Below are 25,045 nucleotides of genomic sequence, written 5' to 3' on the forward strand. Positions count from 1 at the left end.
ACTTTATTATCACTATACAATTAACATGTATTACTCATGATCCAACAGGCAGCTTATTATTTGCAATAAAAGAATTAAAAGAGGAATTGTCAAACTTAAATTATGATGAGAAATATATAACAATTAGTAATGTAACACCAAAAGAGATTGTAAAAGAACTAGAGGAAAGTAACTTCTATATAAATATAGTAGAAAAATTAGGTGTAGGGAATGCACGTAGGGATTCTTTAAAGTTTGTTAGTAACTATGATTATGATTATGATTACTATCACTATTGTGACTTTGATCGTTTGCTAACTTGGATTAAAGAATATCCAGCTGAACTTAATTCCTTCATTCAGAATATAGTAGATGTAGATTACTTAATCATTGGCAGAACAGAAAAAGCTTTTCAGACACATCCTGAAGAATGGCAAGTTACAGAATCAGTATCAAATAAAATTATGTCATTACAATTAGAGAAACAAGTAGATATTACAGCTGGTTCATGTGCGTTATCAAAACGAGCAATGGATTACATAATAAAATATTCTAAATGCAGAATGACTGATGGAGAATGGCCGATGATTATAAATACTTTTACAGATTTTAATATTGGTTACATTGCAGTAGAAGGTTTAAAATACGTGAACAAGCTTAACCAAGATAATCTAGTTGATCCGATAAAAGCATGGTCAACTAGATTAGAGCTCTCATATATAATAAGTCAATCCATTTTGGAGCTAACAAAAACCTTTTAAATTAATGGGGTGTAATAGTGATTTCTTTTTTAATTGAAATCATGTAAAATAAAATAAAGAACGTACATTCGCTTTTGCGAAAAGGGGGTTAATTAATAATGTTAGCAGTAATAGAGAAACAAGGTAATGAATATGTAGTGCAATTTGAGCGTTATTTTTCATATTCAATAGAAGAGGTTTGGTCTGTTTTAACAGAAAACAGTAAGCTGAAAAAATGGATGTCTAATTTACAAATCGAAAGCCTTAAAACAGGTGGAATAATCAAGTTTGATATGATGGACGGTTCATTTATAAATATCGATATTTTAGAGTGTCAAGTAAACGCAGTGCTTGAATTTACTTGGGATAAAGACTGTGTACGATTTGAAATACATAAAGAGGAAAATGATACTCTTTTACTTCTTAAAGAATACATTCATGAGTTAACAGATCATACTCCGAAAGATATAGCGGGTTGGCATATTTGTTTAGATCTTTTTTCCTCCGTACTAGAAGGGAAAGAAAAAGAATTTTCTAAAGATGAATGGAAACAGTGGTTTGAAATATATAAAGATAAGGTTCTTGAATTAAGAGCGTAATCAACTTAAAGGTTATATTCATTGTGTAATTATTATATTGCAAATATGATTTTAATGAGAAATAAGAATAGAGGTTAATATGAAGGTAAACCAATTAATTGCTAATAACATAAACAAATTAGATACAGTCATTCCATTTAATAAGTCTTTTGGAATCGCTGGTTTATCAGGATCAGGTAAAACAACTTTTTGTCAAACAATTGGTGAAGAATCAAAAAAACGATTAGTTTCTTTATTACCAAAGGCTGAATATCAATATTTATTTCCTAATATCATGGAAACGAATTTTAGTGCTATTAAGATGGAGGATATGCCTTTAGTACTTTTTCTAGGGAAATCATCAATTTCTTCTAATCCACGTTCAACGCTAGGTACTCATACTGGTGTTTTCACTGAAATTCGCGAAAAACTTGCTGACGTATTTCATCTTTCCCCTGAGGTTTTTTCATTTAATAACCAGTTAGGTTGGTGTTCTGGTTGTAAAGGCCGAGGTACTAATAAAAATATTGAGTGTAAAAAATGTAAGGGAAAACGTTATAGTGAAGAAATTGAACAACATACTATAGATTTATTTGCTAAACCACATACCATTTCAAATATTAATGATTTAAGTGTTGAGTCTATTCTTTCGCTAGCGGAAGTGTTAAATATTAGTGAAGCAAAGCAACATATATTACAAAACATAATAAATATGAACATTGGTTATTTAACATTAAATCGAATAATGGGTACGTTGTCAGGTGGAGAGTTAACACGACTATATTTAGCTGAATTCATGGCAGTAAGTGAAAATGCTGTAATTATTATTGATGAGATTTCAGTTGGACTTGATCATGGAACATTATTACAAATATTAGAAGAGATCAAGAAATTAGGGTGTAAAAATCAAATTTGGCTTATAGATCATTCAGATACAGTACTGGATACAACAGATGAGCAATTGTTCTTTGGACCTGGTAGCGGAAAATATGGTGGACAAATTGTGAAAGAATCACCAAGACCAAAATCAATACTGTGCGATCTAAATAAAGAAGTACCAACAGAATATTATACATTCCAAGAATTATATTGCCGTAATATCCAAATGGTGGAGTTTCAGATTCCTAAAAATAGGCTTGTAACAGTTACAGGAGAATCTGGTTGTGGGAAATCTACTCTTGTCAATGAATGTTTAGCTACAGATTTCTTGAAACGATATCCAAAAGATAAACTAGTTATGGTAGGGCAAGATCGAAATCAATCCATTACAAGTCGATCAACTGTAGCAACTTTTCTAGATATTAAAAAGAAACTAACAAAGTATAGTGAAGAAATTGATGATATTTTTGAGCGTTCGATTGAAGATATTATTGACGAACTTCCAAATGAAGATATTGCGTATAAACGCTTGAGCCTACTAATTAAATTAGGGCTTGGCTATTTAACATTAGAACAAAAAACACAAACATTATCAACAGGTGAGTTTCAATGTGTTCATTTAGTTTCTGAATTATTTGCAAACACTAGAAATCCACACACATTATTTATTTTTGATGAGCCTTCAAAAGGTTTATCACAAAATATTTTAAATCAATTTATAGATAGTGTTAGAGGGATATTGCAAGATGAATCAGTCTCGATCATTATGATTGAACATAATAGTTACATGCTAGAAAGCTCGGATTATATTGTAGATTTTGGGAAAAGACAGCTTGAAGCTATCAATCATCTTGAAGTAGTAAGTCATGATGATTATTATCGTCAAAAAAGCAGTGTGAATAATGTTGAGCAAATACATATTTCTTCAGCACTTAAGCATAAAGAAGGCGTTCACTATTTAGAAGAAAATCATATTAACTATTTTAAAAATGCCGAAAATGTTTATAAGGGTGGTATTTTAAAAAGTTTATCTTCAATGGCGCGTTTAATTTATGGTGAATATGAATCTGATACAATTGCACCGGTTATTGCTATTGATTTTGAGAGGCATTTATATAGTCAATATAGTTTTTTATATGAGGTTGGTGGACTAATTAATCATATTGTAGCTGCTCATCCAACTAATAAAGATACGAGAAGTTTTGATTTCTATTCACAGGACAACCATTGTCCATCTTGCTCTGGACGTCTTCAAATTGAAGTTTTCGATAAAGATATTACAATTCAAAATAAAAACGTTCCATTTTGGGATGGTTTATTCGATCCGGAAATCATGAAAGTATTAAAATTTTATCAATATGAAAAAATAGAATTTCTATTTGATGAAATTAAACATGAGCTTGGTCAAGATTTGTCAAAGAGCTATAATGAAATGTCCGAAGAAGAAAAGCATACGTTTTGGTACGGGTATTTTGAAAAATCATTTTATGATAAAAAAGGAAAGACACGCAGAACATGGGTAGGTTTTAATACGATTATTGGTGGATATATTGTTATTTCAAAAGCACCTATTAAAGAAGAAATTAAGACTTCTAAAGAAATGGTGACATGTCCAATTTGTGAAGGGACGGTTTTAAATCATCATAAACCACTTAAATTTGGCAACTCAGATATTCGTGAAATTATCAATCAGCCAGTTGATGAAGTGTTGAAAATAGTCGGTGATTTACCTGCACTTCATAAATTGAAGGATATAGTTGGTGGCGATATGAGATTGACAGAAGATGTTTCTTTATTGCCAAGAAAAGTACAAGTTGCATTGAAAATGTTTGAATTAGAACAGGCAAGCTTTTCAAACTATGAAATAGTGTTACAAAATGTCTTACCATTCTGGGATAAAATAAAAGGAAATATCGAATTCATTAGTGGTAATAATCAAGTAACTGTTTGTGATTTCCCTAATGTTTATGAAACGAGAGAAAACATGATAGATAAGTATTTCACAAATGGTAAATATAAAAAACTTACGTATGTATACGAAGCATTTGGATATAAAAAGTTAGTTACCCAAATTAATAAAATTAAAAAAGGTTATCCATGTCCATTCTGTAAAGGAAAGAAAGTTATAACGGAAGATAATTTGCATGATGGTGTCTTTAAATTAACAATTCCATGTGTAACTTGTAATGCAAGTGGTATTAATGACGAAGGACTAAAAAAAGTTGTTGAGGGTGTGGATGTAAAAACATGGTTAACTGGAAAAGTTAGTGATGTTGTGGATAAGAGCTTATTAACAGAGGCTGTTGAGCAAATACCAATTTTTAATCGTATTCGTGAATTGGATAAACGAGATATGATAGCGGTTTATGAATGTCTTGAGCGTAATCAGTAAAGTTTTATTAGCTTATGTGTTATTAACATAACTTATATAAAATGTATATTCTTTATAATATATATTAACGCAGTATGATTAATACAAGGTAATGAAAGAAGATTCAATTTCTTAATGTTAAAATTAAGGAATTGGATCTTTTATTATTTTTATGTTCCGCATACAATGTTTTTTACTAAGAAAAGAATTATGGAAAGGGAAAGGAGGAGAGATGGGAAACTAAAAAGAATAAACAGGTGATATATTATGTAATTATTATATTATAAAATAGATGAATAAGCATAAAAATAGTTCTTAGGTTATATTGTTGTTCTTATTAATCTTTTTGTTTTATTGTCTGATTTTTTAAATTTAACAGAAATATATACTTGAATGAAGTATATATTTCTGTTAAATTTATCCTATGGATAGAACAAGCTTAATTAAAGGTCATTTAGAAATGTGTGTATTATCTATTTTGTCGAAAAAGAAAAGTTATGGTTATGAGATTATGAAAGAGCTAGAGGTACACAATTTAAAGTTGAAAGGAGTAGGAAGTATTTATCCAATTCTAACTAAGTTGAAAAATCAAGAGTGGGTTAATACTTATCAAGAAGTAACAGACAGTGGTAAAGTTAGGATTTATTATGAAATTAATGAAAATGGGAGAATACGTCTTGAGAAGAAAATTAATGAGTGGTTAGAATTGCAATTGGATATTCAAACATTACTAAAAAGCGGTTTGAAAGGAGACCTTCTGAAATGAGGAATAAATTGATGGGTAAAGAAAAGCAATTTTTAACAGACGTACTTAAGGAATTAAAGCAATACGATATTAGTCTAGAAGAAAGGGAAAATATTAAGCGACAAATATTAGAACATATTCAAGAGTGTCGTGAACATGGAGAAGATAGTATAGATGATTTAGGTACATCTGAATTATTTGTTCAAGATTTTTTAGAAATAAATGAAATTGATTCACAAGTTAAAATGAAACAACTTCAAAATGAAAAGGGCAAATTCAACACATTTATGTTACGTGGCATATTCATCGCAATTATTACTTACCTCAGCTCGCAAATTATATTTTCAATATTTTTAACTGAATCATTTAATCAAAATAATAGTAAAAGTGCATTTCAGTATAATCTTTTATATCGAATATCAGAGAATCAATGGTGGAACGCATTATTAATAATGACTAGTTTGACGCTCTCTGTAGTAGTATTTATTAGCTTAGTAAGTTATAAAAAAAGAAAGCATCTAAAGTATAATGAAGAATACAACCTATAAACTGTCTCTAATTTTTATTCTTTTTAATGTATTAATATTATGTATCACACCTCCAAAAGTTTACGCTCAGCAAAATATTAAAGTTACATTAGATAAGTATATTGAAAAATTTATAAAAGAGCAGAACATTCCGGGAGCTTCTGTTGCAATTGTACATAATAAAGAAGTATTCTTCACAAAAACGATGGGGTTTACTGGAGAATCTGAAAAAAAGGTAACTAGTAAAACTCCATTTGCAATCGGCTCAATAAGTAAATCTTTAACAGCTTTAGCTATAGTGAAATTAATAGAAGATAAAAAAATAAAATTAGAGGATCCAGTTCAACGATATCTCCCTTGGTTTAAACTAAAAGATTCTCAAATATCCTCAACTATAACAATCCAACATCTACTAACTCATACAAGCGGAATCAACACATATGAAGGCTTAGCATTATCAGATAAGCAATCCAAAAGTTCTACAGCATTAAAAGAAAATGTAATGAGACTTTCAAATGTAAAAGTAACTGCTCCACCAGGTGAAAAATATCAATATAGTAATGCAAATTATATTGTGTTAGGCGCACTTATTGAAGAAGTCACAAATGAAATATATTCATCATATATGGAAAAGTATATTTTTCAGCCGTTAAATATGAATGGCGCGGCAGCAAGTAAAGAAATTGCATATGAAAAAGGCTATTTAACAGGTTATCAGTCGTGGTTTGGCATACCAAGAAAAAGTGTAGTGTCCTATGATAATGCCGGGGCACCATATGGTTATATTACCGCGAATTTGGAAGATATGATTCAATTCATTATGTTTTTGAATCGCCAAGAAAATCCTCAATTTTTAAAGCAAGAAAACATGGATCTTTATCTTTCACCACTTTATCAAACAAATTCAGAAAAAAGTTATGGTTTTGGATTAAGAACAACAAATATAAATGAAAGCGAAACGATGATTTGGCATTCAGGATCAACGCCCGATGCTCGTGCAGAAATATTTACTTTAAATAAAAGTGGCTGGAGTGGTGTGATTTTAACAAATAAAAATCATGTATTAGAAGAAACCGCACTATCAGAATTGAAAAAGGGGATTATTAGTATTTTGAATGGAGAAGAACCGGTTGATATCCCTAAAAATATACCATTAACACAAATTATTATGTTGATAGTTACACTCATACTTTTCGTAATATCAATTATGTTAATTAAAAAGTATAAACATATGAAAACTGTAAAAAAGGTAAGTTGGTTATCTATAGGGGGTCTATCGCTACTATTATCTATTACATTCATCCCACTACTTACTTATAGTACAAGTTCACCATGGCGGACGATTAAAATATTTGCGCCAGACGTAGCTTTAGTTACAAGTATTATTGTAACTTTATTAGCTGTGAACGGATTAATATCAATTCTTATAGCCTTAAGAAGGAAAAAAGTATAAGGGGAAATAATTAAAGAAATATAATTCAAGTGTTATAAACGGTTGACTCTCACACAATGTCATTGTTTAAGATAAAATTGAGCTTCGAAGTAGATGTAATTTATAGGAGGAAATCATGTTTAAAATAGGAGACTTTTCAAAACTATCTTCCATTAGTATACGTGTGTTGAGACACTACGATAAAGTGGAATTATTACAACCAGTAAAAGTCGATGAACAAAGTGGTTATCGATAATATGCAGCAGCACAGCTAAAGAAAGTAAATCAAATTCAAACATTAAAAGATATGGGATTTAATATTGCAACTATTAAAGAAATAGTTGCAAGTGAAAATATGGAAGTAATAAAATCGCAATTTGAAAATCGGAGTGCTCAAATAAAAGATGAAATGGATGGCCTCCAAAAACAATTACGTCTTCTTGAAGCCTCAATGAAATCGATGAGAGAGGATGTAGTTGAGATGAACTATCATGTTTCAATAAAAGAAATTCCAGAAAGAAATGTAGCTAGTGTTAGAAAGATTATTCCATCTTATAATCGCGAAGAGGATTTATGGGGTATATTAACGCAAGAAATACAAATGAAAAATATTAGTATTGCCCATCCGAGTTATAGTATTGCGGTTTTCCATGATCGTGAATACAAAGAAAATGATGTAGATATAGAAATACAGCTAAGTATTCTAGGGAAGCACGAAAATACAAAAGACGTTACATTTAAAAATGTGGAATCAGCTAATGTAGCTTCTATAACAGTTAATGGAAGTTATGAACAGATGACAGCTGTAAATGAAGCTGCGGCAAAATGGATTGAGACAGAAGGTTACGAATTAGCAGGCCCAATGTTTAATATTTATCATGTGAGCCCCGCGATGGAATCGGATCCTAATAAGTGGGTTACAGAAGTTTGTTATCCAGTAAAATGATGATAAAGAAAAAGGCATTATGATATGCCTTTTTTCTTTATAAATTTATCCGTAATTAAAATTAACCAGTCATATATAATTATCTTTCCTTCTATTATAGTTTTCTTATCGGACTATATAGTGCAATAAAAACTTCAACTAGCTTCGTGAAAGCAGCTAAAGCAAATACAAACACTGGATTATAAGCTGAAATAATGCCTCCTACTAATGCCCCGAGTGGCATAGCTAATCGTGTAAGTACACGTGAAAATCCTAAAACTCTCCCTTGCATATTTGATGGAACTGTTTCCTGGCGAACCGTGGCTACAATTGTATTCCATGCAATATTGCAAGTCATTGCAATACCGAAAGCAATTCCGGGAGCCAGCCAATATGTGCTCCAAAGTGCAAAAGTTAAGCCAATTGCTCCAACAAATAGGAGTAAAGGAATTAGAATGCCGCGCTGCAACCTCTTTTCTAAAGGAACTGCAATAAAGCTTCCTAAAAGACCACCTATTCCAATTAATGAATAATTAACCCCACTTTGTTCTGGGGTAAGTTGTAATGTGGATAGTAAATAATACATGAATATACCTAAAACTGCACTTGCTCCAAAGTTTCCTATCATAGCTTGAAAAGATAAAGCTAAATTTAAGTGGTCATTTTTGAGCCATTTAAATCCATTAACCAAATCAGATAGTATATTTTGAAGTGTATTTTTATCTTCGCATTTCTTGTTTACGGTTTTCATAGACGGTAATAATATCACAGCAACTAATGTTGCAATAAATGAAAGAACATTAATCCAAAGCAACTGAAAGCCGCCAATAAAAGAAATGAAGACCCCAGCTATCATTGGACCAAATAAACTAGCCAATTGATTGACCATTTGATAGAAAGAATTGGCCTTCGTTAAGGATGCTTCAGCAATTTGCGGAATGACTGTAACAGTTGTTACATCAAAAAGCATGGACATAACTGCTAACATAAAAGTAATTATGTATAAATGCCAAATTTCTAATAGATGTAATGAATGTAGTATTGGAACAAGACTTACTAAAATAATATTAGTAATATCCGCTACCAAAAGTAACTTTTTTCGATCATAACGATCAATTATTACACCAACTAAAGGACCAAATAAAACGATTGGCAATACGTTAATAGCAAATAAAGAACTCATAATGACAGCTGAACCGGTTAATTGATAGGCAATCCAAGGTAATGCAAAAGTATACAATGAGTCCCCAATTCGTGAAATGAGTAAACCAAAAATAAAAATCTTATATTCTTTAGAAAAAGTTGTCTTTACGGTAAGGCTACGTTCTTGTAAAGGTTTCACACTGTTTATACCACCTTTATGATAGAGGAATTTGAAAATCATCCGTCCAATACTTGTTATATATATAATTCTATAATTTTTTGGTGAATCCTACTTTTTGCATGTATTTTAAGGAGGAAATAAAAATGAAGAATGTAAAAGCAGTCTGTACTGTTTTATATAGTATGTATGGTTGGGGAGAGATGTAGATTATACATATAAATAAATCATAAAAATGTTATGTAAACTATATGTGCAATATGGAATATATTTTCCTTATAATTTGTATTTTATAATATATAATAGAAAGTAAGAACATTTTGGTAGTTATCGAAAGTAATTAAGGGCGGTTATTTGAAAGGAGTGATGTTTTATGAACAAACAGAAGAAAATCAAGCATGAGGTAAAAATAATTTGAGTATGCGTATCATACCTCTATAAACTACGTTCGCTCAAAGCTAGGAGCAGCGCATGATAAAAATTACAATAGGAAAAAATCAATACCCAATAACATTAGCTGAGGAACATAATTTTGATTGGTTAAAGGGGGTAGAAGTATTTACTGTTTTTGATCAGCAAGATTCAGGAAATATTAGCTTTGGTATTATTGAAAATGGACATCGTTACTTTTTGAAGTATGCCGGTGCACGTAATTTAGAGTACAAAGGTAATGTAGCGGATGCAATTCAACGATTAATGAAAGCAAAAGAAATATATGAACAAATTCAACATCCTTTACTAGTTCCATATATTAATTGTATTCAAATGCAAAATGGGTTTTGTTTAAAGTTTCATTGGATAGATGGGGAATGCATGCACAATCATTGGGACTTTACTCCGTTTGAAAAGCACCATTCACCAAATTCACCTTTTGTTAAGTTAAGACAATTATCCGTGATGGAGAGACTTAACATATTGACTCAGATTTTTGAGTTTGCAACCTATGTGGAGTCACTAGGCTATGTCATGGTTGATTTTTATGACGGTAGTATTTTATATAATTTCGAGCAATCAAAATTGATGATTTGTGATATTGATTTTTTTCAAAAAGCACCAGTGTTTAATGAAATTGGGGAGAATTTTTGGGGTACAGCTCGCTTTAAAGCACCAGAGGAATATGAACTGTATGCACAAATTACAAGCGAAACGAATGTGTATGTATTAGCTGGAATTGCTTTTGCCTTTATCGGTGGAAAAAATGATAAATGCTATGAAAAATGGGAGAGCTCACAAGAATTATATAATATATGTAAAAAAGCGCTGCATAAAGAAAAAAGTAAAAGATACCGCACTATTCAAGCGTTTTATGAAGCTTGGCATACAAATATAGAATAAATAATCAATATTCAATATTCATTTTAATTTATATGTATCAACAAAGGGGAACACATAAAATGAACGAATTAGAGTACAAAAACTTTTATGATAAAGTAGGAAGAGTAAATGGATGGGATTTTAGTAAAATAAAATGTGAAACTGTAGGAGATACATGGGATTTTTATGGAGAAGTGAAAGAAAGATGTAAACTATCAGACACTTTACTTGATGTTGGTACAGGCGGAGGAGAAAATGTACTTAATATAGCATCTTCAGCTAAATTGCTAATTGGAATTGATAATTCTAATGGCATGATTGAAACGGCACATTCCAATTTAAAAAAATCAGGTGTACAAAATGTTGAGTTTTTTTAAATGAATTCTGAAGCGTTAACGTTTCCGCTTGCCCATTTTGATATCGCTTCTAGTTGTCACGCACCATTTATAGCATCTGAATTAGCAAAAGTAATGAAACAAGGTGCTTTTTTCTTAACACAACAAGTAAGCAAACATGATAAATTAAATCTTAAGGAAGCATTTGGGCGAGGACAATGCTTAGGTGAAAGAGATGGCACATTAAAAGAAAAGTATATGAGTGAACTTATTAGTGCAGGATTTGAACTCGTGCAAGTACGTGAATATGATGTGACTGATTATTACAGAACGCCTGAAGATCTTATTTTCTTATTAAAACATACGCCTATTATTCCTAATTTTGGAGAAGAGGAAGAGGATTTTAATATTTTGCAAAAGTTCATTAAAGCTAATAGTTCTGAAAAAGGTATTCGTACGAATTCAAAAAGATTTATGATTATTGCTGTAAAATCATAATATGTTTTGTTGTAAAAGCTGCTCTTTGTTTAAGAAAAGGCAGCTTTTTTGTATGGAAACAATGCAGGATAAACTTAAATATTCATACTAAAGTTGTAGTTTTCATTTGAAAAATCCATCCTTCTGTTTGATTTTATCTATTTATAAGTGTAATACAATACAAATAGATAATAAGAAGCAAGGGGGTATGCAATGTGATTACACATATATCAGATATAAAACTACAAACGGTTTCTATAGAAGGGGTAAAACAAGTTTATAAGGACATATTATCTTTTCCAATAAAAAAAGAAACGGCATCATTTATTCAATTTAAAGTAACACCTTACACAACAATTAGTTTTCAAGAAGTGTATGAGCCAATCGCTCCAGCACATTTCGCCTTTGAAATTTCATATTCAAAATTTCATGAAACAGCAAAATGGCTTGAAAAGTCTGGGTTACTTATTGTGAAATGGAAAGATGGAAATACAATTGGTGAGGAGAACGAGCTATTCAATTTATACTTTAAAGACGGAGATGGAAATCTACTCGAAATTATCGCACATAGTTATGTTAAGGAGGATGTATTAGTACCGCAGTCACCTTTAAACATTTTATATGTAAGGGAAATTGGTCTTCCTGTTAAAAGTGTATCTGTATTTACGGAATGGTTGAAATTAAATCTCGATATGAAAACGATGGAAGATGGAGATATTTTCAACTTTGTAGTTGGCGGCACTGCATATATCGTCGCAACTTGGTGGCAGCGACCTTGGATCCCAATTGCGATGAAAGCTTTACCACCGAAAGTACATGTTTCTTTTGGAACACCAGACGTCGCATTTTTACAGCGAATCCAAAATAACTTTAAGAAAAATAGTGTACTATTTGAATGTAAACGTAATGAAGTATCATTTATTGAGCAAGGATATACATTTTCAATTGTGCATACATCAGAGTTTCATTCTGATATTCCTAAACAATTAAACTTACCGCTTTCTATTTAATGATGGAAAGCGGTAAGTTTTTTTATATTTTCGTGGAGAAGGGTTTCAGCATAATTACACTGAATTTATAGAGGAGTATAATGTATTAGCTTAATTTATAGTAAGGAGAGAAATGAATTGAATCTAGGAAATCCGATAGCAAAAGGGAACACAGCGGAAATTTATCTATATGATAATAAGATTATGAAATTATTTAAAGATTACCTCCCAAATACAGAGTCTATGAATGAAGCAAAAAAACAAAAATATGCTTATTCATGCGGGCTGCCAGTTCCAAACGTATTTGAAGTGACAAAGATACAAAATAGACAGGCAATTATTATGGAATACGTAAAAGGGGACAGTATTGGTGATCTCCTACTTAATAATCTAAATGAGGCAGAGTATTATATAAATATTTGTGTGAATGAACAAAAAAAGATTCATGCTATACATGTGAATACAGATGAAATGGAAGCAATGGGGGAAAGGCTAGAGCGTCAAATTAAATCTGTACATAAATTGGATGAAAAACAAAAGGAAAGTATATTGAATAAGTTACATTCAATCAAACTTGATCCTAGATTATGCCATGGCGATTTCCATCCATTTAATCTAATTTTAAGTGAAAAGAATGTAAGTATTATAGACTGGATAGATGCTAGTTCAGGTGACATTCGCGCAGATTTGTTTCGGACATACTTGTTGTACTCACAATCTTCGGTAGAATTAGCTGAAAAGTATTTGCATATTTATTGCAGAAATACTGGATTATCGAGAGATGAGATTTTTCAATGGGCACCTATTATTATTGCGGCTAGAATATCTGAAAATGTAACTGCTACAAACATTGAATATTTAAATGATTTGGTAGCGCAGTATTGTAATTAAAGAAAAGCTCTTCCTAAATTCATTTTTTATTATATCCGTTCTAACAATGCAAATGGATGAGTAAGGTTATTGAGATTTGTAATTGGGTATTACATTTGTAAAGAAGGAGTCCATTTTATGAAAACTGGTGAACCAATTTCAATGCATACTGAATTTGAGCAAGTTGCTCCAGCACTACAGCTTTTGAAACTATATAAGCGTTTCGGAGAATTTATTGCAGTTAATCATATTGATTTAGTTGTGCCAAGAGGATCTTTTTACGGAGTTGTTGGGCCTAATGGAGCAGGGAAAACTACATCTTTATCGATGGCCGTTGGTTTGTTACGACCAGATAGTGGGAGCGCAAAAGTTTTTGGAATTGATGTTTGGGGTAATCCAAAACAAGCTAAAACATTGATTGGGGTATTACCAGATGGGTTAGCTTTACCGGAAAGACTTACTGGTCGCGAATTATTAACATATATGGGATTATTAAGAGGAATGAGTGCTAAGGAAGTTGCTCAGCGGACAGAAGAATTACTTACAATATTAGAGTTAAATAATACTGAGGGGACTTTAGTTATTAATTATTCTACTGGTATGCGCAAGAAAATTGGCCTTGCACTTGCACTTCTTCATGCGCCGAAATTACTCGTTCTCGACGAACCGTTTGAGGCGGTAGACCCTATTTCTGCAGCTACTATCAAAAAGATTTTACAGAAATTTGTTAGTTCGGGTGGTTCTGTAGTATTTTCAAGTCACGTCATGGCGTTAGTTGAACAACTTTGTGATCACGTTGCAATTATTTCAAAAGGTAGAGTGGTTTCTTCAGGAACAATGGGAGAGGTTTGCGGTGAAGAAACCCTCGAAGACATTTTCGTTCAGTTAGTAGGGATTCCTGCTGTTAAAGGAGAGGAACTGTCTTGGTTAGTGTTTTGATTCGAATGAAGTTATCTATCCTTAAAAATTCAATGAATAGTGGTAAAGCAGTTCTTTTCATTGTTACAGGAATAATTGGCTTATTAATTGCAATTGGAACCATGCTGCTTTTTTCTTTTTATCCTACGGAACAGAACGTTTCACAAAGTATTCTATACATTACATTTGCTCTGTGGACAGTAGGGTGGGTTTTGGGTCCAATTATCGCTGGGGGAGATGGAATATTACGTTCTGAATATTTCGTGTTGCTTCCATTTACTTCTTATAAACTTGCTAGGGCGTTACTTGTTGTAGCTTTTATAGGATTAGGACCAATCGTTAGTTTAATAGCCTTCATAGGACTATTCATTTACGCAGCTAGGGTTAGCTTATCTGCAACTATAGTTGCAATTCCAGCAATTATTTTACAGTTAATATTTGTAGTATTGTTATCAAAAGTAGTAGTTAGTATTATTGGTGAGACGTTGAAATCAAGGATTGGAATGGAAGTGGGAGCAATGCTCTTTGGTTTCATTATAGCGTTTCTAAATGTGGGCTGGTATGTACTTCCTACTATTAATAAGATGACACTTAGTGATTCAACTTTACTTTACATGTTTCCGTCTAGTTGGGCGATACTCGCTGTAGAGTATGCAATTCAATCCAATTGGTTATTAGTTCTTGTTTTTTTAATTGTTCTAACAATATTATGTGGATTGCTGTTTTTTATATGGGCTACATTATTAATGAAAAGTACAGAAACTAAGAAAATCGAAGGAAGGATTACTACTAATAAACATAGAAAAGCTTTACGTTTCTTTTCAGAAACGAAAATTGGAGCAACAATTACGAAAGAATTAAAAAGTTGGAGAAGAGATCCACAACGTGGCCGTTTCCTCCGAATGGGTATTTGGATAGGGGTATTTTATGGTATTTTAGTTACAAGCGCTAATATATCGTACTTAATGCCTTGGGCAGGGATAATTATGATTGTATTCACAAGTATGTTTTCCTGTAATATATATGGTTTTGATGGGAGTGCATTATGGTTAACTTTGACGACACCTGACGCAGAACGAATTGATGTGCGTGGTCGTCAATTTGCATGGTTGATAGCAGTTGGTCCAATTGCAATTTTAGCAACAATTATTTTCACAATTTCTAGCGGGCTTACTTTCATTTATCCTTGGGTATTTACAGTAATACCAGCATTACTTGGTGGAGCAGCAGGTCTAATTATGTTATTTTCTGTATTTAACGTAGTACCGATAACTGATCCTCATCGCCGCGGGAGAGGATCAGTTATCTCAGGTGATGATATGAATGCGAGTAAAATGTTTATAACAACGTGGTTAATGATGGTGATGGTAATGGCAACAACTATACCCGCTTTGTTAGTTGTATGGCTTGGGACATTACTACATGTACAGTTCTTACAATGGCTAGGTGTGTTGACTGGCATTTGTACAGGAATGTTTTTTGCTTGGTGGTTTGGGCGAATTGCTTACTTAAAAATTGAAAAAAGTGGATCTGAATTGCTATTTGAAATGAAGAATGGCATGAAAACATTGCGTGATGATAACAAAAAGAAAGGTAACAGAAAAGCGGTTGAATTACCTAAGAAAAAACTAGCTATTGTTGTTCTTTTAGTATTTATGGGTATCTTTTTTTTGATACATCAAAGTGTAGTCCCGTTAATTTTTGAGATATTTAGTATAGATGATAAAGTTCGTCTTTTCTTTCTACCGCGCTATGTTCCACATATTGTTCGTATTCCTATAATCATCCTATTTGCTATATTAGGTATAGCATCTTTGTATAAAGCAATTTTAATTAAGAAAAAACATGGAAAGGAACATCGATTTATAAAAGACGAAATGTAGAATACCATTTAAAATAATTTGGTAATTATAGGATGTTGTTCAACTATCATTACCATGTAGTTGAACAACACTTCTGTTAAATATTAATGAGAGAACGATTAGTTTCGATCTTCATCCTATAAAGGTTCATTATCCGTACTTGTTCCTCAGTTAATTCTTCTTTATCCCAATACATATGCATTAAGCTATATTCAAAAATCTCCTTTAATTTAATAAATATAGGCAACTGGTCTATCATCTTTTTAGGCAGTTCCTTTTCCTCTTGATATCCGTCAAATATTGCTTTTGTAATAGAACGCTCATAGTCTGTTATATTCCCATTTCCAGGAAATGAATATTCTATCGCACTATAAATAGGAACTGCTAAATCAAATATGTAAAAATGTTTTTCACAGTCTTGAAAATCAATCATTGTTAAGTTTGAATTGTTTTCAACTAAAATATTTTCTAACCATAAATCTCCGTGAATTAAGCCGTAATTTGAAGTGGATTTTTGTAGCACTTTTATAGAATTTAAAACTTCAGATGCAATTTCCCTAATAGTAGTTTCTTCTTTAGGAATATACTTAACGAAATTATATTCCTCATTCTCATACCAGTCGTTAATATATTTAACCGGTTTAGCTTTTTCAAAGATTTTAGATATACGATGCAATTTTCCGATTTGTTGACCAAGTCTTTTAAATATAGTAGAATTCCATTCGCAGCTTGGTAAATGTATACCAGGAGCAGCTTTATATAATACTGTAAAAAGCTCCTTGTCTAATGTTAATTTTTCTACACGATTCCCTTGTAAAGAAGGGAGTGTTGGTGGAACATCTAAACCGTTTTCGTATAAAAAATTCGTATATGTAACTTCTTCTAATTGTTCTTCATATGTTTTGTAGTTTGTAATTCTAATGAAGTATATTCTTTGATCTGTGAGACATTCATACATCTCATTTGTTATTGGTTTAATGTTAATAAAATTCAGCGGATATTGTTCATTTATGAATTGAAGTATTTCTTTTTCTAGTTTGTTCATTGTAACGTCCTTTCTAAACTTTTATTTTTTAATTAGAGAATTAAAAAATAAAAGTTTAGAAAATTCTAGTTTCATTTTTGAAATCCTTTAAAATGAAATATGATGTAAATCGACCTTTAATAATTAGTTAGGTCTTACCAGCATACGAATGAACACTAAATTGAAAAATGAATAGAAGGTATGTCAAAATAAGATAGATAAAAATATAAAATTAATACACATATATAGATTTTACAGAATGGTTCATGTTATAAAACACAAGAAATATCAAAAGAATGAAACGCACTTCTCTTATACTTTTTATAAGGAGTGAAGGAAATGAATGAACATATACAGCCGATGATTGATTGGATTGAGCGCAATTTGAAAAAGGGATTTTCATTAGATGAATTATCTCGTTATATGGGGTATTCTCCTTATTATTGCTCTTTTAAATTTCATCAAGTAACGGGTTTCAGTATTAGACGTTATATTCTTCTTAGAAGATTATATTTATCTACAGAAGATTTAAAGAATGGTAGGAAAATAATTGAGATCGCATTGGATTACGATTACTCTTCCCAAGAAGCTTATAGTAGAGCTTTCAAAAATGTTTTTGGAATGAATCCAAGAGAATACCAACTTAGCAAAATGCCTATTCAATCATTTGTTAAACTAAATTTAAATAAAGAAGGGGCGTTTAATATGAATATTTCTAGAAAATTAGAGGTTGAACAGTTACGAAATAGGAAGAGTGAGCTATTTGATAAAGAAGTACTTAACATATTAAATGGTCAAGTTATGTATGAAGAATTTAAAAACGAAAAGTTAATGGGTGATTCTGATTATGCACCATTTAATGAGGCGATGTGTGTGAACCCCGCTACTACAAAAGTTTTTGATGACGATTTTATTAAAACAAGAGCGGAAGGACACAACAGTTCCGTAGAAAGTTATACAAAAAAGGTTATAGATCCGTTAGAAAAACTTTTTACGAAAAAGTATAAATGTATTGTCTTATGGTTTGGTGAAGATATGTTTTGCCAAATGAATCTACTTACAATACTTTCATATCTTGAACAGTCTTATTATGAAGGGAAAGTATATTTAAATAGCTTCAGAGAGGATGAATTTAAAGTAAATCAAATTGAACTTGAATTAGGAAATTATTCTTCGGTATACAATGAAGTATTAGTAAATCATAAAAAGACTTTCTATAAGGTACCACCTGTAATGTATCAGACTATAGATCTATATTTAGAAATGCTAAAAGAAGATAATGCTGTAATGAAATTTATCTCTAAAAATAAAGATTTATCAACTCAAGAATTATTAACGAAATTGTTTCATCTTTTTCCTACAATCGGATATGGAGATACTCAGTACATAGAGCTGATTAATAAAATAAAGAAGAAAACTACACCTAAAATATAGGTGTAGTTTTCTTCTTATAATTGCTCAAGTAATTCTAATTCTTTTTCTACAAATGCCATTAGTTCCTTAATTGTTTCGCCAGAAAAATCAAAACGAATTCCAGCTGCTTCATACACTCCTTTTATAGATTGCGAGCTTCCTAGTGATAATGCCTTTTTATAATTTTCTAGTGCTTGCTTTGGATCCTCTTTATATTGTTTATACATTTGTAATGCACCAAGTTGGGCGATCGCATATTCAATATAATAAAATGGTACTTCAAAAATATGGAGTACAGGTAACCAACTCGTTGCTATCCAGTTTTCGTGGCCATCAATATGTATGACGCTAGACTGATAATGTTTTTGAAGTTGTAAGTATTTTTCATTTCTTTCTTCAGAAGTATGACTTGGATTTTCATACAGCCAGTGTTGAAATTGATCGACAATAAGCATAACAGGTAAATATGAAATAACATCTTTAAAGAAGTTAATTTTTGCTTGTTTTAAATCTTTTTTGTCTGTATAGAAGGTATCCCAATAATTAAGCGAGAATAACTCCATTGTCATACTGGCTAGTTCAGCTGTTTCAGCTGGAATTTCTATATACTGTCGTATTTCTAATGGTTTTATGAGTTCGTTATGAATACTATGACCCATTTCATGTATAAAAGTGATAATATCATCTTGTGTATAATTTAAGTTCATAAAAATAAATGATAATTGTGAAGCTGGTAAGTACTCACAAAAGCCTCCAGATGCTTTTCCTTTGCGGCTTGTTAAATCAAGACAGTTATGTTTATACATTTGGTTTAAAAGTGCTGAAAATTCAACATCTAGTTTATTCAAGATATGAGTGCTCTTTTCCATTAAATCATTTTCATTTGCAATTGGTTTAAGTACTTTTTGATCTGGAGTTACAGCTGATACATCCCACGGGCGAAGCGTATCCACTTGCAGTTTCTCTTTTTTTTCTAGTAATATTTTATCTTTAAGAGGCACAACATACTTACGTATGGATTCAGCTAGTTCATAGCAATCTTTCGCTGAATAATCAAAACGCTCATATTTTTTGAACATATAATCGCGATAATTCTCTAGTTGAATATTTTTTGCTTTTTGATGACGAATTTCAATTAATTGATTTAATATGTTTTGAAGTTCTTTTTCAACAGATAAAAATTGTTCAGAAATAATGGTTTTTGCCTTTTTACGGGTGTCACGATTCGAATCTTGTAAATAGGATTGTAATTCTGTTATCGTTTTTTCTTCTCCGTCCCAAATTCCAATTAATCCTCCAGTAATTTCAAAGTACTCTGTGACTAATTTGTCTTCTTGTATTTCTAATTTGATATTTTCCTCACAAAATAACTTTTGAGCATTTTTTATTTTTGCATTCAATAAACCATATACGTTAGAATCTAATTCCATTCGAAATGGTGACTCTAAATATTTATTATCCAATAAATTTTGGTACCGCTTTAAAAGTGGCTTTACAAATTGTTGATCATGTTCAAAAGTATCTTTTATTTCTTCATCATCCGTATTACATTGAAAGGCGATATAATGTGATTTTAATTGTTCTTCGATTTCCCAAATCACTTTTGACTGCTCTTTTAACCAATTTTCAAGGTCTAGTTTTGAAGAAATCATTTTATTTAATAAAGTCGAAAGCGTTTTTTCCAATTGTAGTACATTACTAATATCAATTGTATTTACATGTTGCATTATATATCCCTCACTTTTTATTTATTCATGAAGATATTCTATTTATTAATTGTAATTTCCTTTTTAAGAGGAGAAAATGTGAAATAATGTTAAAATTTGAAATTATAGAAGGTATTTATATGTGAAAGTAAAAGTTTATCGTAAATGAAAATTTACGGAGGGAAGTGCAATGAAAAGAGGAAAGAAGTTGATTGTATTTTTATTTTCAATTGCTTTATTGTGTGCTTGTGAGTCTGAAATGGAAGAATCCAAAAGTGAAGATTCTATAGTTATGGATATTGCTACAGCGACAGTCAAGGAGGAATCTTTTTTTAGTGCTGCTATATGGGATGAAAAGGAAAGAATAGTAGATTTAGAGATTGCTGATAGCGAAGATGCTAACGAAATAAAAAAAGAAATTAATAAAAGATTGCAAATTCAAGGCATTATGTCTTATAAAGTAAATATATCTCAAAGAAACAAGGAGATTGTAAATGCAGAACATAGATGGGAGTTAGTTTTTGGACAGATATTTGATGACGTATTCAGAAAAAATGGATATGAAGGGTTTGGGATTCAGCAAATAAATTATAAAAAGAATCAACCTGTTGCTATTGATATAAAAACTAAGATTAGCAATGATGAAGTAAGGACGAGAGAACTTGGGCAGAAAATAGAAAAAGAGATTGAAGGTGTACTTAAAACAGAAGCAGTAAAGAAATGGATTGAAAATGATTCATATGCTATTGGGATTTACGATATAGATAATCGAAAAATTAACTAATTGAGGAATGAATGCTATATGGATGAAAAATCGATGTAATTAAATATAAAATTGCTGAAGGAGGTGTAAAATGTATAAGTATTTACGTATTTTTAATGATATAGAAAACATGATTCAACATGGAGAAATAAAAGAAGGAAAGAAATTACCGTCTATACGATCGCTTGTTACGCAATATGAATGTAATAAGGCGACAGTTATACGTGCACTTCATGAATTAGAAAAGCGTCACATTATATATTCTATCCCTCAAAGTGGATACTACGTTGTTCAAAAGTCAGGGAGTTTTGTAGAAAATGACGGGATAATTGATTTTGCTTCCTCAGCACCAGATCCAGATGTTTTTCCATATTTAGATTTTCAGCATTGTATGAATAAGGCAATTGATACTTATAAAAATGATTTGTTCGTATACGGAACACCGAAAGGGTTACCATCTTTAATTCCAGTCATTCAAAAACAGTTGGCAAATTATCAAGTGTTCACGAAAGAAGACAATATTTTTATAACATCAGGTGTGCAGCAGGCACTTGCAATATTAACTTCTATACCATTTCCAAATGAAAATGAAACAATATTAGTTGAACAGCCAACGTATCATTTATATATAGAATATCTAAAAATAAATAAAGTCCCTGTAATCGGTATTCAACGTACGAGTGAAGGTATTGATTTAAATGAATTGGAGCGTATTTTTCGAACTGGTAAAATAAAATTCTTTTATACAATACCAAGATATCATCATCCGCTTGGAACTTCTTATTCTAAAGGTGAGAAAGAAAAAATCGTACTATTGGCTAAGAAATATAATGTATTTATAGTAGAAGATGATTATTTAGCAGATTTAGAAACAGATTCAAAAGCCGATCCGTTATATAGCTTGGATCATAGTAATCATGTTATATATTTAAAAAGTTATTCAAAAATTATTTTTCCAGGTTTACGAGTTGGTGTAGCAGTTATTCCAACGGCTATTTCGAGTGCTTTTCATACATATAAAAAGATTTTAGATATCGATAGTCCAATGATATCCCAAGCTGCTTTAGAAATTTATATAAAGAGTGGCATGTTCGAACGCCATAAAAATAAAATTAAATCTTCCTATAATAATAGATCTAAAAAACTAGCAGAAGCATTAGAAAGAATGCATAGTGAAAACCCGCTTTTATTCACATATAAAAAGCAAAATACAATTGGAATCCATACTTGTTTAGAAGTACATAAAACAAGTATTTCGGACATGTTGATACAAAGACTAAGTGAAATACAAATCCGGATTGATTCGATTGATAAAAATTATGTGAGAGGTTTTCCGAAACAAAGACTATTAAAGTTAAACGTATCGAATGTAAAGGAAGATAGGATTGAGGAAGGAATTCGTAAAGTAGTGGAGGAAATCAAACAAGTAGAACGTCTAAATTTTCAATTTAAAAAAGAATAAATTGAATTAGGAGGTTTATTGTGAGACGCAAAATAATTCTCTTGTTTGTGTGTATCGCTGCAATAATTGGAGCTATAGTTGTGACTAATTAATATAAAAAAGAAATGCATTGCAGTTGGTAAGTATTCAAGAGGTATTATCATAGGTCAAAATAATGAACCTATATTTAATGTGAAAATTTATCCTTTTCGGCAAGAAAACTCTATCTGATTTGTGTTACGGGTGAAACCCAACAATTCAGGTGGAGATGAATTGCCGTCAGCAGGTAGGCTGAACTCTTTTGTTTCGCTCATAATAATATTTGAGGGCGAATGTTTGTTTCTTTTTTTCTTACGATATCATGTAGATAAAGAGGAAATAGATTGTAAGACAACGAAATTAGATAATGATTCTCATTCCGCTACTTGTTCCATTTCTTTCTACATATTAATTTGTCAAAAATAATTTTAATACTCCCTCTAAGAAAGGTGGTGAAAACAATGACTAGAAAGAAAGCAGTGAAAGTATTACGGAAACAAAAGAAAAGAGAAAACATGCAACGATTCACGCAGAAACAGAATATTGGACGGGCTTGCTTGACTGCAAAAGAATTTCGTTTACTTCAGCGCATGTCGCATAGTTCAAAAGCGTTGCGAAATGTTGGCTTGTACACGATGAAACAAAGTTACTTGAATCATAACAGGATGGCTACTGTCAAAGAAGTGGACACTGCCATGCAAAATGATATGAACTACTCGGGCATTCAATCAAACTCTGTTCAAGCGATTCGTAGATCCTTATTTACAGAAGTGAAGAGCTTTTTTAAGGCATTGGAACAGTGGAAGAAAAATCCCGAGAAGTTCACAGGTCGTCCGAAGTTTCCGAATTATTCTCGTTCCACTGACAAGCGAATCATTGAAATCTATCAAGTGCCAAAAGTGGATGAGAACGGGTATTGGATCATTCCAATGAATGTTGCATTCAGAAAAAAATTCGGTTCCATTCAAATACGTATGCCAAAAAACTTAAGAAATAAAAAAATCTCCTACATTGAGATTGTACCGAAGCAAAAAGGTCGGTTCTTTGAGGTGCATTATACATATGAAATGCACGTTTCTCAAATGAAGAAACCATCCACGACTACGAGTAACGCTTTGAGTTGCGATTTAGGTGTAGACAGATTAGTAAGTTGCGTAACCCATACAGGTGATGCCTTCTTAATTGATGGAAAAAAACTAAAATCCATAAATCAATACTTCAACAAAATAATATGTAACCTCCAACAGAAAAATATGAACAATGGAATTTCAAAACGTATTGTAACGAATAAAATCGCTGCACTTTGGCATAAACGAGAAAGACAAATAAACGGTTACATTGCACAAGCGCTAGGCCTATTGTTCAAAAAAGTGAAAGAATTCGATATAGATACGGTTGTCGTAGGATATAACACGGGTTGGAAACATAAATCTCATATGGGGAAAAAGAATAATCAAAAGTTTGTTCAAATCCCATTTCAAAAATTGATTGCAGCGATTGAGAATAAATGTGTAAAAGAAGGCATTCGATTTTTCAAACAAGAAGAAAGCTATACTTCAAAAGCTAGTTTTCTTGATAAGGATCCGGTTCCAGTTTGGTCTAAGGATGATAAGACACAGTATCGCTTTAGTGGCAAACGAATTACGCGTGGTCTGTATCAAAGTAAAGCAGGAACATGTATCCATGCTGATATTAATGGTGCGCTGAATATATTGAAAAAATCAGGAGTTGTAGAACTGGATGAAAATCTGAAAGTGAAAACGCAGATTCTATTAGAAGTGCAAAAACGTAAGGCTATTGCCTCACGCATAGCTTAGTGGGTGCGTCAACCATCCATGTGTACGCGGCTTGTCGGGGCTTGTAGCACACGCCGGAGTCATCTGAGTGGTGGCTTCTTCCATAAGGGAGAACCGCTCTTTTTCGAAAGGGTGGTGCAAGTGGGAAAACAATCGTTCGTTGTCAGTACCAACCAAAAACAGACTTGGGGTGTTACCATAAGGTAGCATGAATGCTAGAGCGTCAAACTGTCTAGCGATAGACGAAAAGACCTAGTGTTCGAACTCAAGCCCCCACTGAAAGGTTTTATCTCAGTGGGGGTAGTTGACGAAGGTTCTATTAAAGGTAAGGAACGCAGTATTTCAAATGCAGAAGATGAATTTGAAATACTAGATGGAGTTTGTGGTGAGATTGTATTACAATTCGTTACTCCAGATGGAGAGATCTATACGAGGAAATATGATAGGAAGCATCATATACCAAAAGTTATAAAGCTTAATTAGAAACATAAAGGTGAATAAGATGAAACCATTACGGAAAAAGTAGCAGTTGTGGTCGGAGCAACTATATATGTAACTGGATAATTATATATTTTTTAAGAGCACTCTTAGCAAAGGGTGC

Annotated in this window: 18 protein-coding genes and 4 pseudogenes; 19 read left to right on the top strand and 3 right to left on the bottom strand. The window is 31.7% G+C overall.

Features of this window, described 5'->3' with window-relative positions; all coding sequences use genetic code 11:
- Positions 1-14 precede the first annotated feature (14 nt).
- From RTP99_RS05655 to RTP99_RS05685, 7 genes and pseudogenes are all read left to right on the top strand, one after another.
- Positions 15-740: a hypothetical protein gene (locus RTP99_RS05655; protein ID WP_046647049.1), complete on the top strand. Its 726-nt coding sequence runs from the start codon at positions 15-17 to the stop codon at positions 738-740.
- 98 nt (positions 741-838) lie between these two features.
- Entirely contained in the window at positions 839-1,318 is a 480-nt protein-coding gene (locus RTP99_RS05660; RefSeq protein WP_000881632.1) for an SRPBCC family protein, read from the top strand.
- A gap of 79 nt (positions 1,319-1,397) precedes the next feature.
- The gene (locus RTP99_RS05665) at positions 1,398-4,568 is read left to right on the top strand and encodes an ATP-binding cassette domain-containing protein (RefSeq protein WP_000867773.1); all 3,171 of its coding nucleotides are present in this window, start codon (positions 1,398-1,400) and stop codon (positions 4,566-4,568) included.
- A 439-nt stretch (positions 4,569-5,007) separates the two neighbouring features.
- The gene (locus RTP99_RS05670; RefSeq protein WP_309437787.1) at positions 5,008-5,313 is read left to right on the top strand and encodes a PadR family transcriptional regulator; all 306 of its coding nucleotides are present in this window, start codon (positions 5,008-5,010) and stop codon (positions 5,311-5,313) included.
- Positions 5,310-5,840, top strand: a complete 531-nt coding sequence (locus RTP99_RS05675) for a hypothetical protein (RefSeq protein WP_001244709.1) — start codon at positions 5,310-5,312, stop codon at positions 5,838-5,840. The genes RTP99_RS05670 and RTP99_RS05675 overlap by 4 nt, the downstream gene beginning before the upstream one ends.
- On the top strand, positions 5,821-7,272 hold the full coding sequence (locus RTP99_RS05680; RefSeq protein WP_000799641.1) for a serine hydrolase domain-containing protein: 1,452 nt from the start codon (positions 5,821-5,823) through the stop codon (positions 7,270-7,272). Before RTP99_RS05675 ends, RTP99_RS05680 begins: the two co-directional genes overlap by 20 nt.
- Before the next feature lie 115 nt (positions 7,273-7,387).
- Positions 7,388-8,197: pseudogene (locus tag RTP99_RS05685) on the top strand (MerR family transcriptional regulator).
- Positions 8,198-8,291: 94 nt separating this feature from the next.
- Here RTP99_RS05685 and RTP99_RS05690 read toward each other — a convergent pair.
- Positions 8,292-9,518, bottom strand: coding sequence for an MFS transporter (locus RTP99_RS05690; protein ID WP_000803569.1), 1,227 nt, complete (start codon positions 9,516-9,518; stop codon positions 8,292-8,294).
- A gap of 450 nt (positions 9,519-9,968) precedes the next feature.
- Here RTP99_RS05690 and RTP99_RS05695 point away from each other — a divergent pair, with 450 nt between their 5' ends.
- The 6 genes and pseudogenes from RTP99_RS05695 (at position 9,969) to RTP99_RS05720 (ending at position 16,283) form a co-directional block, all read left to right on the top strand.
- Positions 9,969-10,832, top strand: a complete 864-nt coding sequence (locus RTP99_RS05695) for a serine/threonine protein kinase (RefSeq protein ID WP_000591043.1) — start codon at positions 9,969-9,971, stop codon at positions 10,830-10,832.
- A 59-nt stretch (positions 10,833-10,891) separates the two neighbouring features.
- Positions 10,892-11,644, top strand: a pseudogene (locus tag RTP99_RS05700) (class I SAM-dependent methyltransferase).
- A gap of 194 nt (positions 11,645-11,838) precedes the next feature.
- A complete protein-coding gene (locus RTP99_RS05705) occupies positions 11,839-12,633 on the top strand; it encodes a VOC family protein (protein WP_000627941.1) in 795 nt (264 codons plus the stop codon).
- 117 nt (positions 12,634-12,750) lie between these two features.
- On the top strand, positions 12,751-13,503 hold the full coding sequence (locus RTP99_RS05710; RefSeq protein WP_001048507.1) for an aminoglycoside phosphotransferase family protein: 753 nt from the start codon (positions 12,751-12,753) through the stop codon (positions 13,501-13,503).
- Between the two features lie 117 nt (positions 13,504-13,620).
- Positions 13,621-14,421 carry an ABC transporter ATP-binding protein gene (locus RTP99_RS05715; RefSeq protein WP_000847755.1) on the top strand — a complete coding sequence of 267 codons (801 nt, stop codon included), beginning with the start codon at positions 13,621-13,623 and terminating at the stop codon, positions 14,419-14,421.
- Positions 14,406-16,283 carry a hypothetical protein gene (locus RTP99_RS05720; protein ID WP_000255381.1) on the top strand — a complete coding sequence of 626 codons (1,878 nt, stop codon included), beginning with the start codon at positions 14,406-14,408 and terminating at the stop codon, positions 16,281-16,283. Before RTP99_RS05715 ends, RTP99_RS05720 begins: the two co-directional genes overlap by 16 nt.
- A 76-nt stretch (positions 16,284-16,359) precedes the next feature.
- On the opposite strand, the gene RTP99_RS05725 is transcribed toward RTP99_RS05720, so the two are convergent.
- Positions 16,360-17,307 (bottom strand): phosphotransferase enzyme family protein, encoded by a 948-nt coding sequence (locus tag RTP99_RS05725; protein ID WP_001037120.1) that lies wholly within the window; start codon positions 17,305-17,307, stop codon positions 16,360-16,362.
- A 318-nt stretch (positions 17,308-17,625) separates the two neighbouring features.
- Between RTP99_RS05725 and RTP99_RS05730 the strand changes: the two genes are divergently transcribed.
- Positions 17,626-18,720: a helix-turn-helix domain-containing protein gene (locus RTP99_RS05730; protein ID WP_001002085.1), complete on the top strand. Its 1,095-nt coding sequence runs from the start codon at positions 17,626-17,628 to the stop codon at positions 18,718-18,720.
- 14 nt (positions 18,721-18,734) lie between these two features.
- Here RTP99_RS05730 and RTP99_RS05735 read toward each other — a convergent pair whose 3' ends face one another.
- Positions 18,735-20,426, bottom strand: coding sequence for a M3 family oligoendopeptidase (locus tag RTP99_RS05735; protein ID WP_046647094.1), 1,692 nt, complete (start codon positions 20,424-20,426; stop codon positions 18,735-18,737).
- Between the two features lie 169 nt (positions 20,427-20,595).
- Here RTP99_RS05735 and RTP99_RS05740 point away from each other — a divergent pair, with 169 nt between their 5' ends.
- The 5 genes and pseudogenes from RTP99_RS05740 to RTP99_RS05760 form a co-directional block, all read left to right on the top strand.
- On the top strand, positions 20,596-21,189 hold the full coding sequence (locus tag RTP99_RS05740) for a DUF4030 domain-containing protein (protein ID WP_000820255.1): 594 nt from the start codon (positions 20,596-20,598) through the stop codon (positions 21,187-21,189).
- 70 nt (positions 21,190-21,259) lie between these two features.
- Positions 21,260-22,630: an aminotransferase-like domain-containing protein gene (locus tag RTP99_RS05745; RefSeq protein WP_046647097.1), complete on the top strand. Its 1,371-nt coding sequence runs from the start codon at positions 21,260-21,262 to the stop codon at positions 22,628-22,630.
- A 20-nt stretch (positions 22,631-22,650) separates the two neighbouring features.
- Positions 22,651-22,813 (top strand): annotated as a pseudogene (locus RTP99_RS05750) (carboxypeptidase regulatory-like domain-containing protein); the annotation flags it as partial.
- 296 nt (positions 22,814-23,109) lie between these two features.
- Positions 23,110-24,465, top strand: a complete 1,356-nt coding sequence (locus RTP99_RS05755) for a transposase (RefSeq protein ID WP_312364547.1) — start codon at positions 23,110-23,112, stop codon at positions 24,463-24,465.
- 288 nt (positions 24,466-24,753) lie between these two features.
- Positions 24,754-24,927, top strand: a pseudogene (locus RTP99_RS05760) (carboxypeptidase regulatory-like domain-containing protein); the annotation flags it as partial.
- Positions 24,928-25,045: the final 118 nt, after the last annotated feature.

The sequence above is a fragment of the Bacillus sp. (in: firmicutes) genome, assembly GCF_031983925.1.
GTDB lineage: Bacteria > Bacillota > Bacilli > Bacillales > Bacillaceae_G > Bacillus_A > Bacillus_A pacificus.

Bases quoted from the DNA above. Each gene is read 5' to 3' on its own strand.
- RTP99_RS05695 (WP_000591043.1), top strand. From the start codon at position 9,969: ATGATAAAAATTACAATAGGAAAAAATCAATACCCAATAACATTAGCT.
- RTP99_RS05670 (WP_309437787.1), top strand. From the start codon at position 5,008: ATGTGTGTATTATCTATTTTGTCGAAAAAGAAAAGTTATGGTTATGAG.
- RTP99_RS05730 (WP_001002085.1), top strand. From the start codon at position 17,626: ATGAATGAACATATACAGCCGATGATTGATTGGATTGAGCGCAATTTG.
- RTP99_RS05665 (WP_000867773.1), top strand. From the start codon at position 1,398: ATGAAGGTAAACCAATTAATTGCTAATAACATAAACAAATTAGATACA.
- RTP99_RS05745 (WP_046647097.1), top strand. From the start codon at position 21,260: ATGTATAAGTATTTACGTATTTTTAATGATATAGAAAACATGATTCAA.
- RTP99_RS05740 (WP_000820255.1), top strand. From the start codon at position 20,596: ATGAAAAGAGGAAAGAAGTTGATTGTATTTTTATTTTCAATTGCTTTA.
- RTP99_RS05660 (WP_000881632.1), top strand. From the start codon at position 839: ATGTTAGCAGTAATAGAGAAACAAGGTAATGAATATGTAGTGCAATTT.
- RTP99_RS05755 (WP_312364547.1), top strand. From the start codon at position 23,110: ATGACTAGAAAGAAAGCAGTGAAAGTATTACGGAAACAAAAGAAAAGA.
- RTP99_RS05725 (WP_001037120.1), bottom strand. From the start codon at position 17,307: ATGAACAAACTAGAAAAAGAAATACTTCAATTCATAAATGAACAATAT.
- RTP99_RS05715 (WP_000847755.1), top strand. From the start codon at position 13,621: ATGAAAACTGGTGAACCAATTTCAATGCATACTGAATTTGAGCAAGTT.
- RTP99_RS05675 (WP_001244709.1), top strand. From the start codon at position 5,310: ATGAGGAATAAATTGATGGGTAAAGAAAAGCAATTTTTAACAGACGTA.
- RTP99_RS05735 (WP_046647094.1), bottom strand. From the start codon at position 20,426: ATGCAACATGTAAATACAATTGATATTAGTAATGTACTACAATTGGAA.
- RTP99_RS05680 (WP_000799641.1), top strand. From the start codon at position 5,821: ATGAAGAATACAACCTATAAACTGTCTCTAATTTTTATTCTTTTTAAT.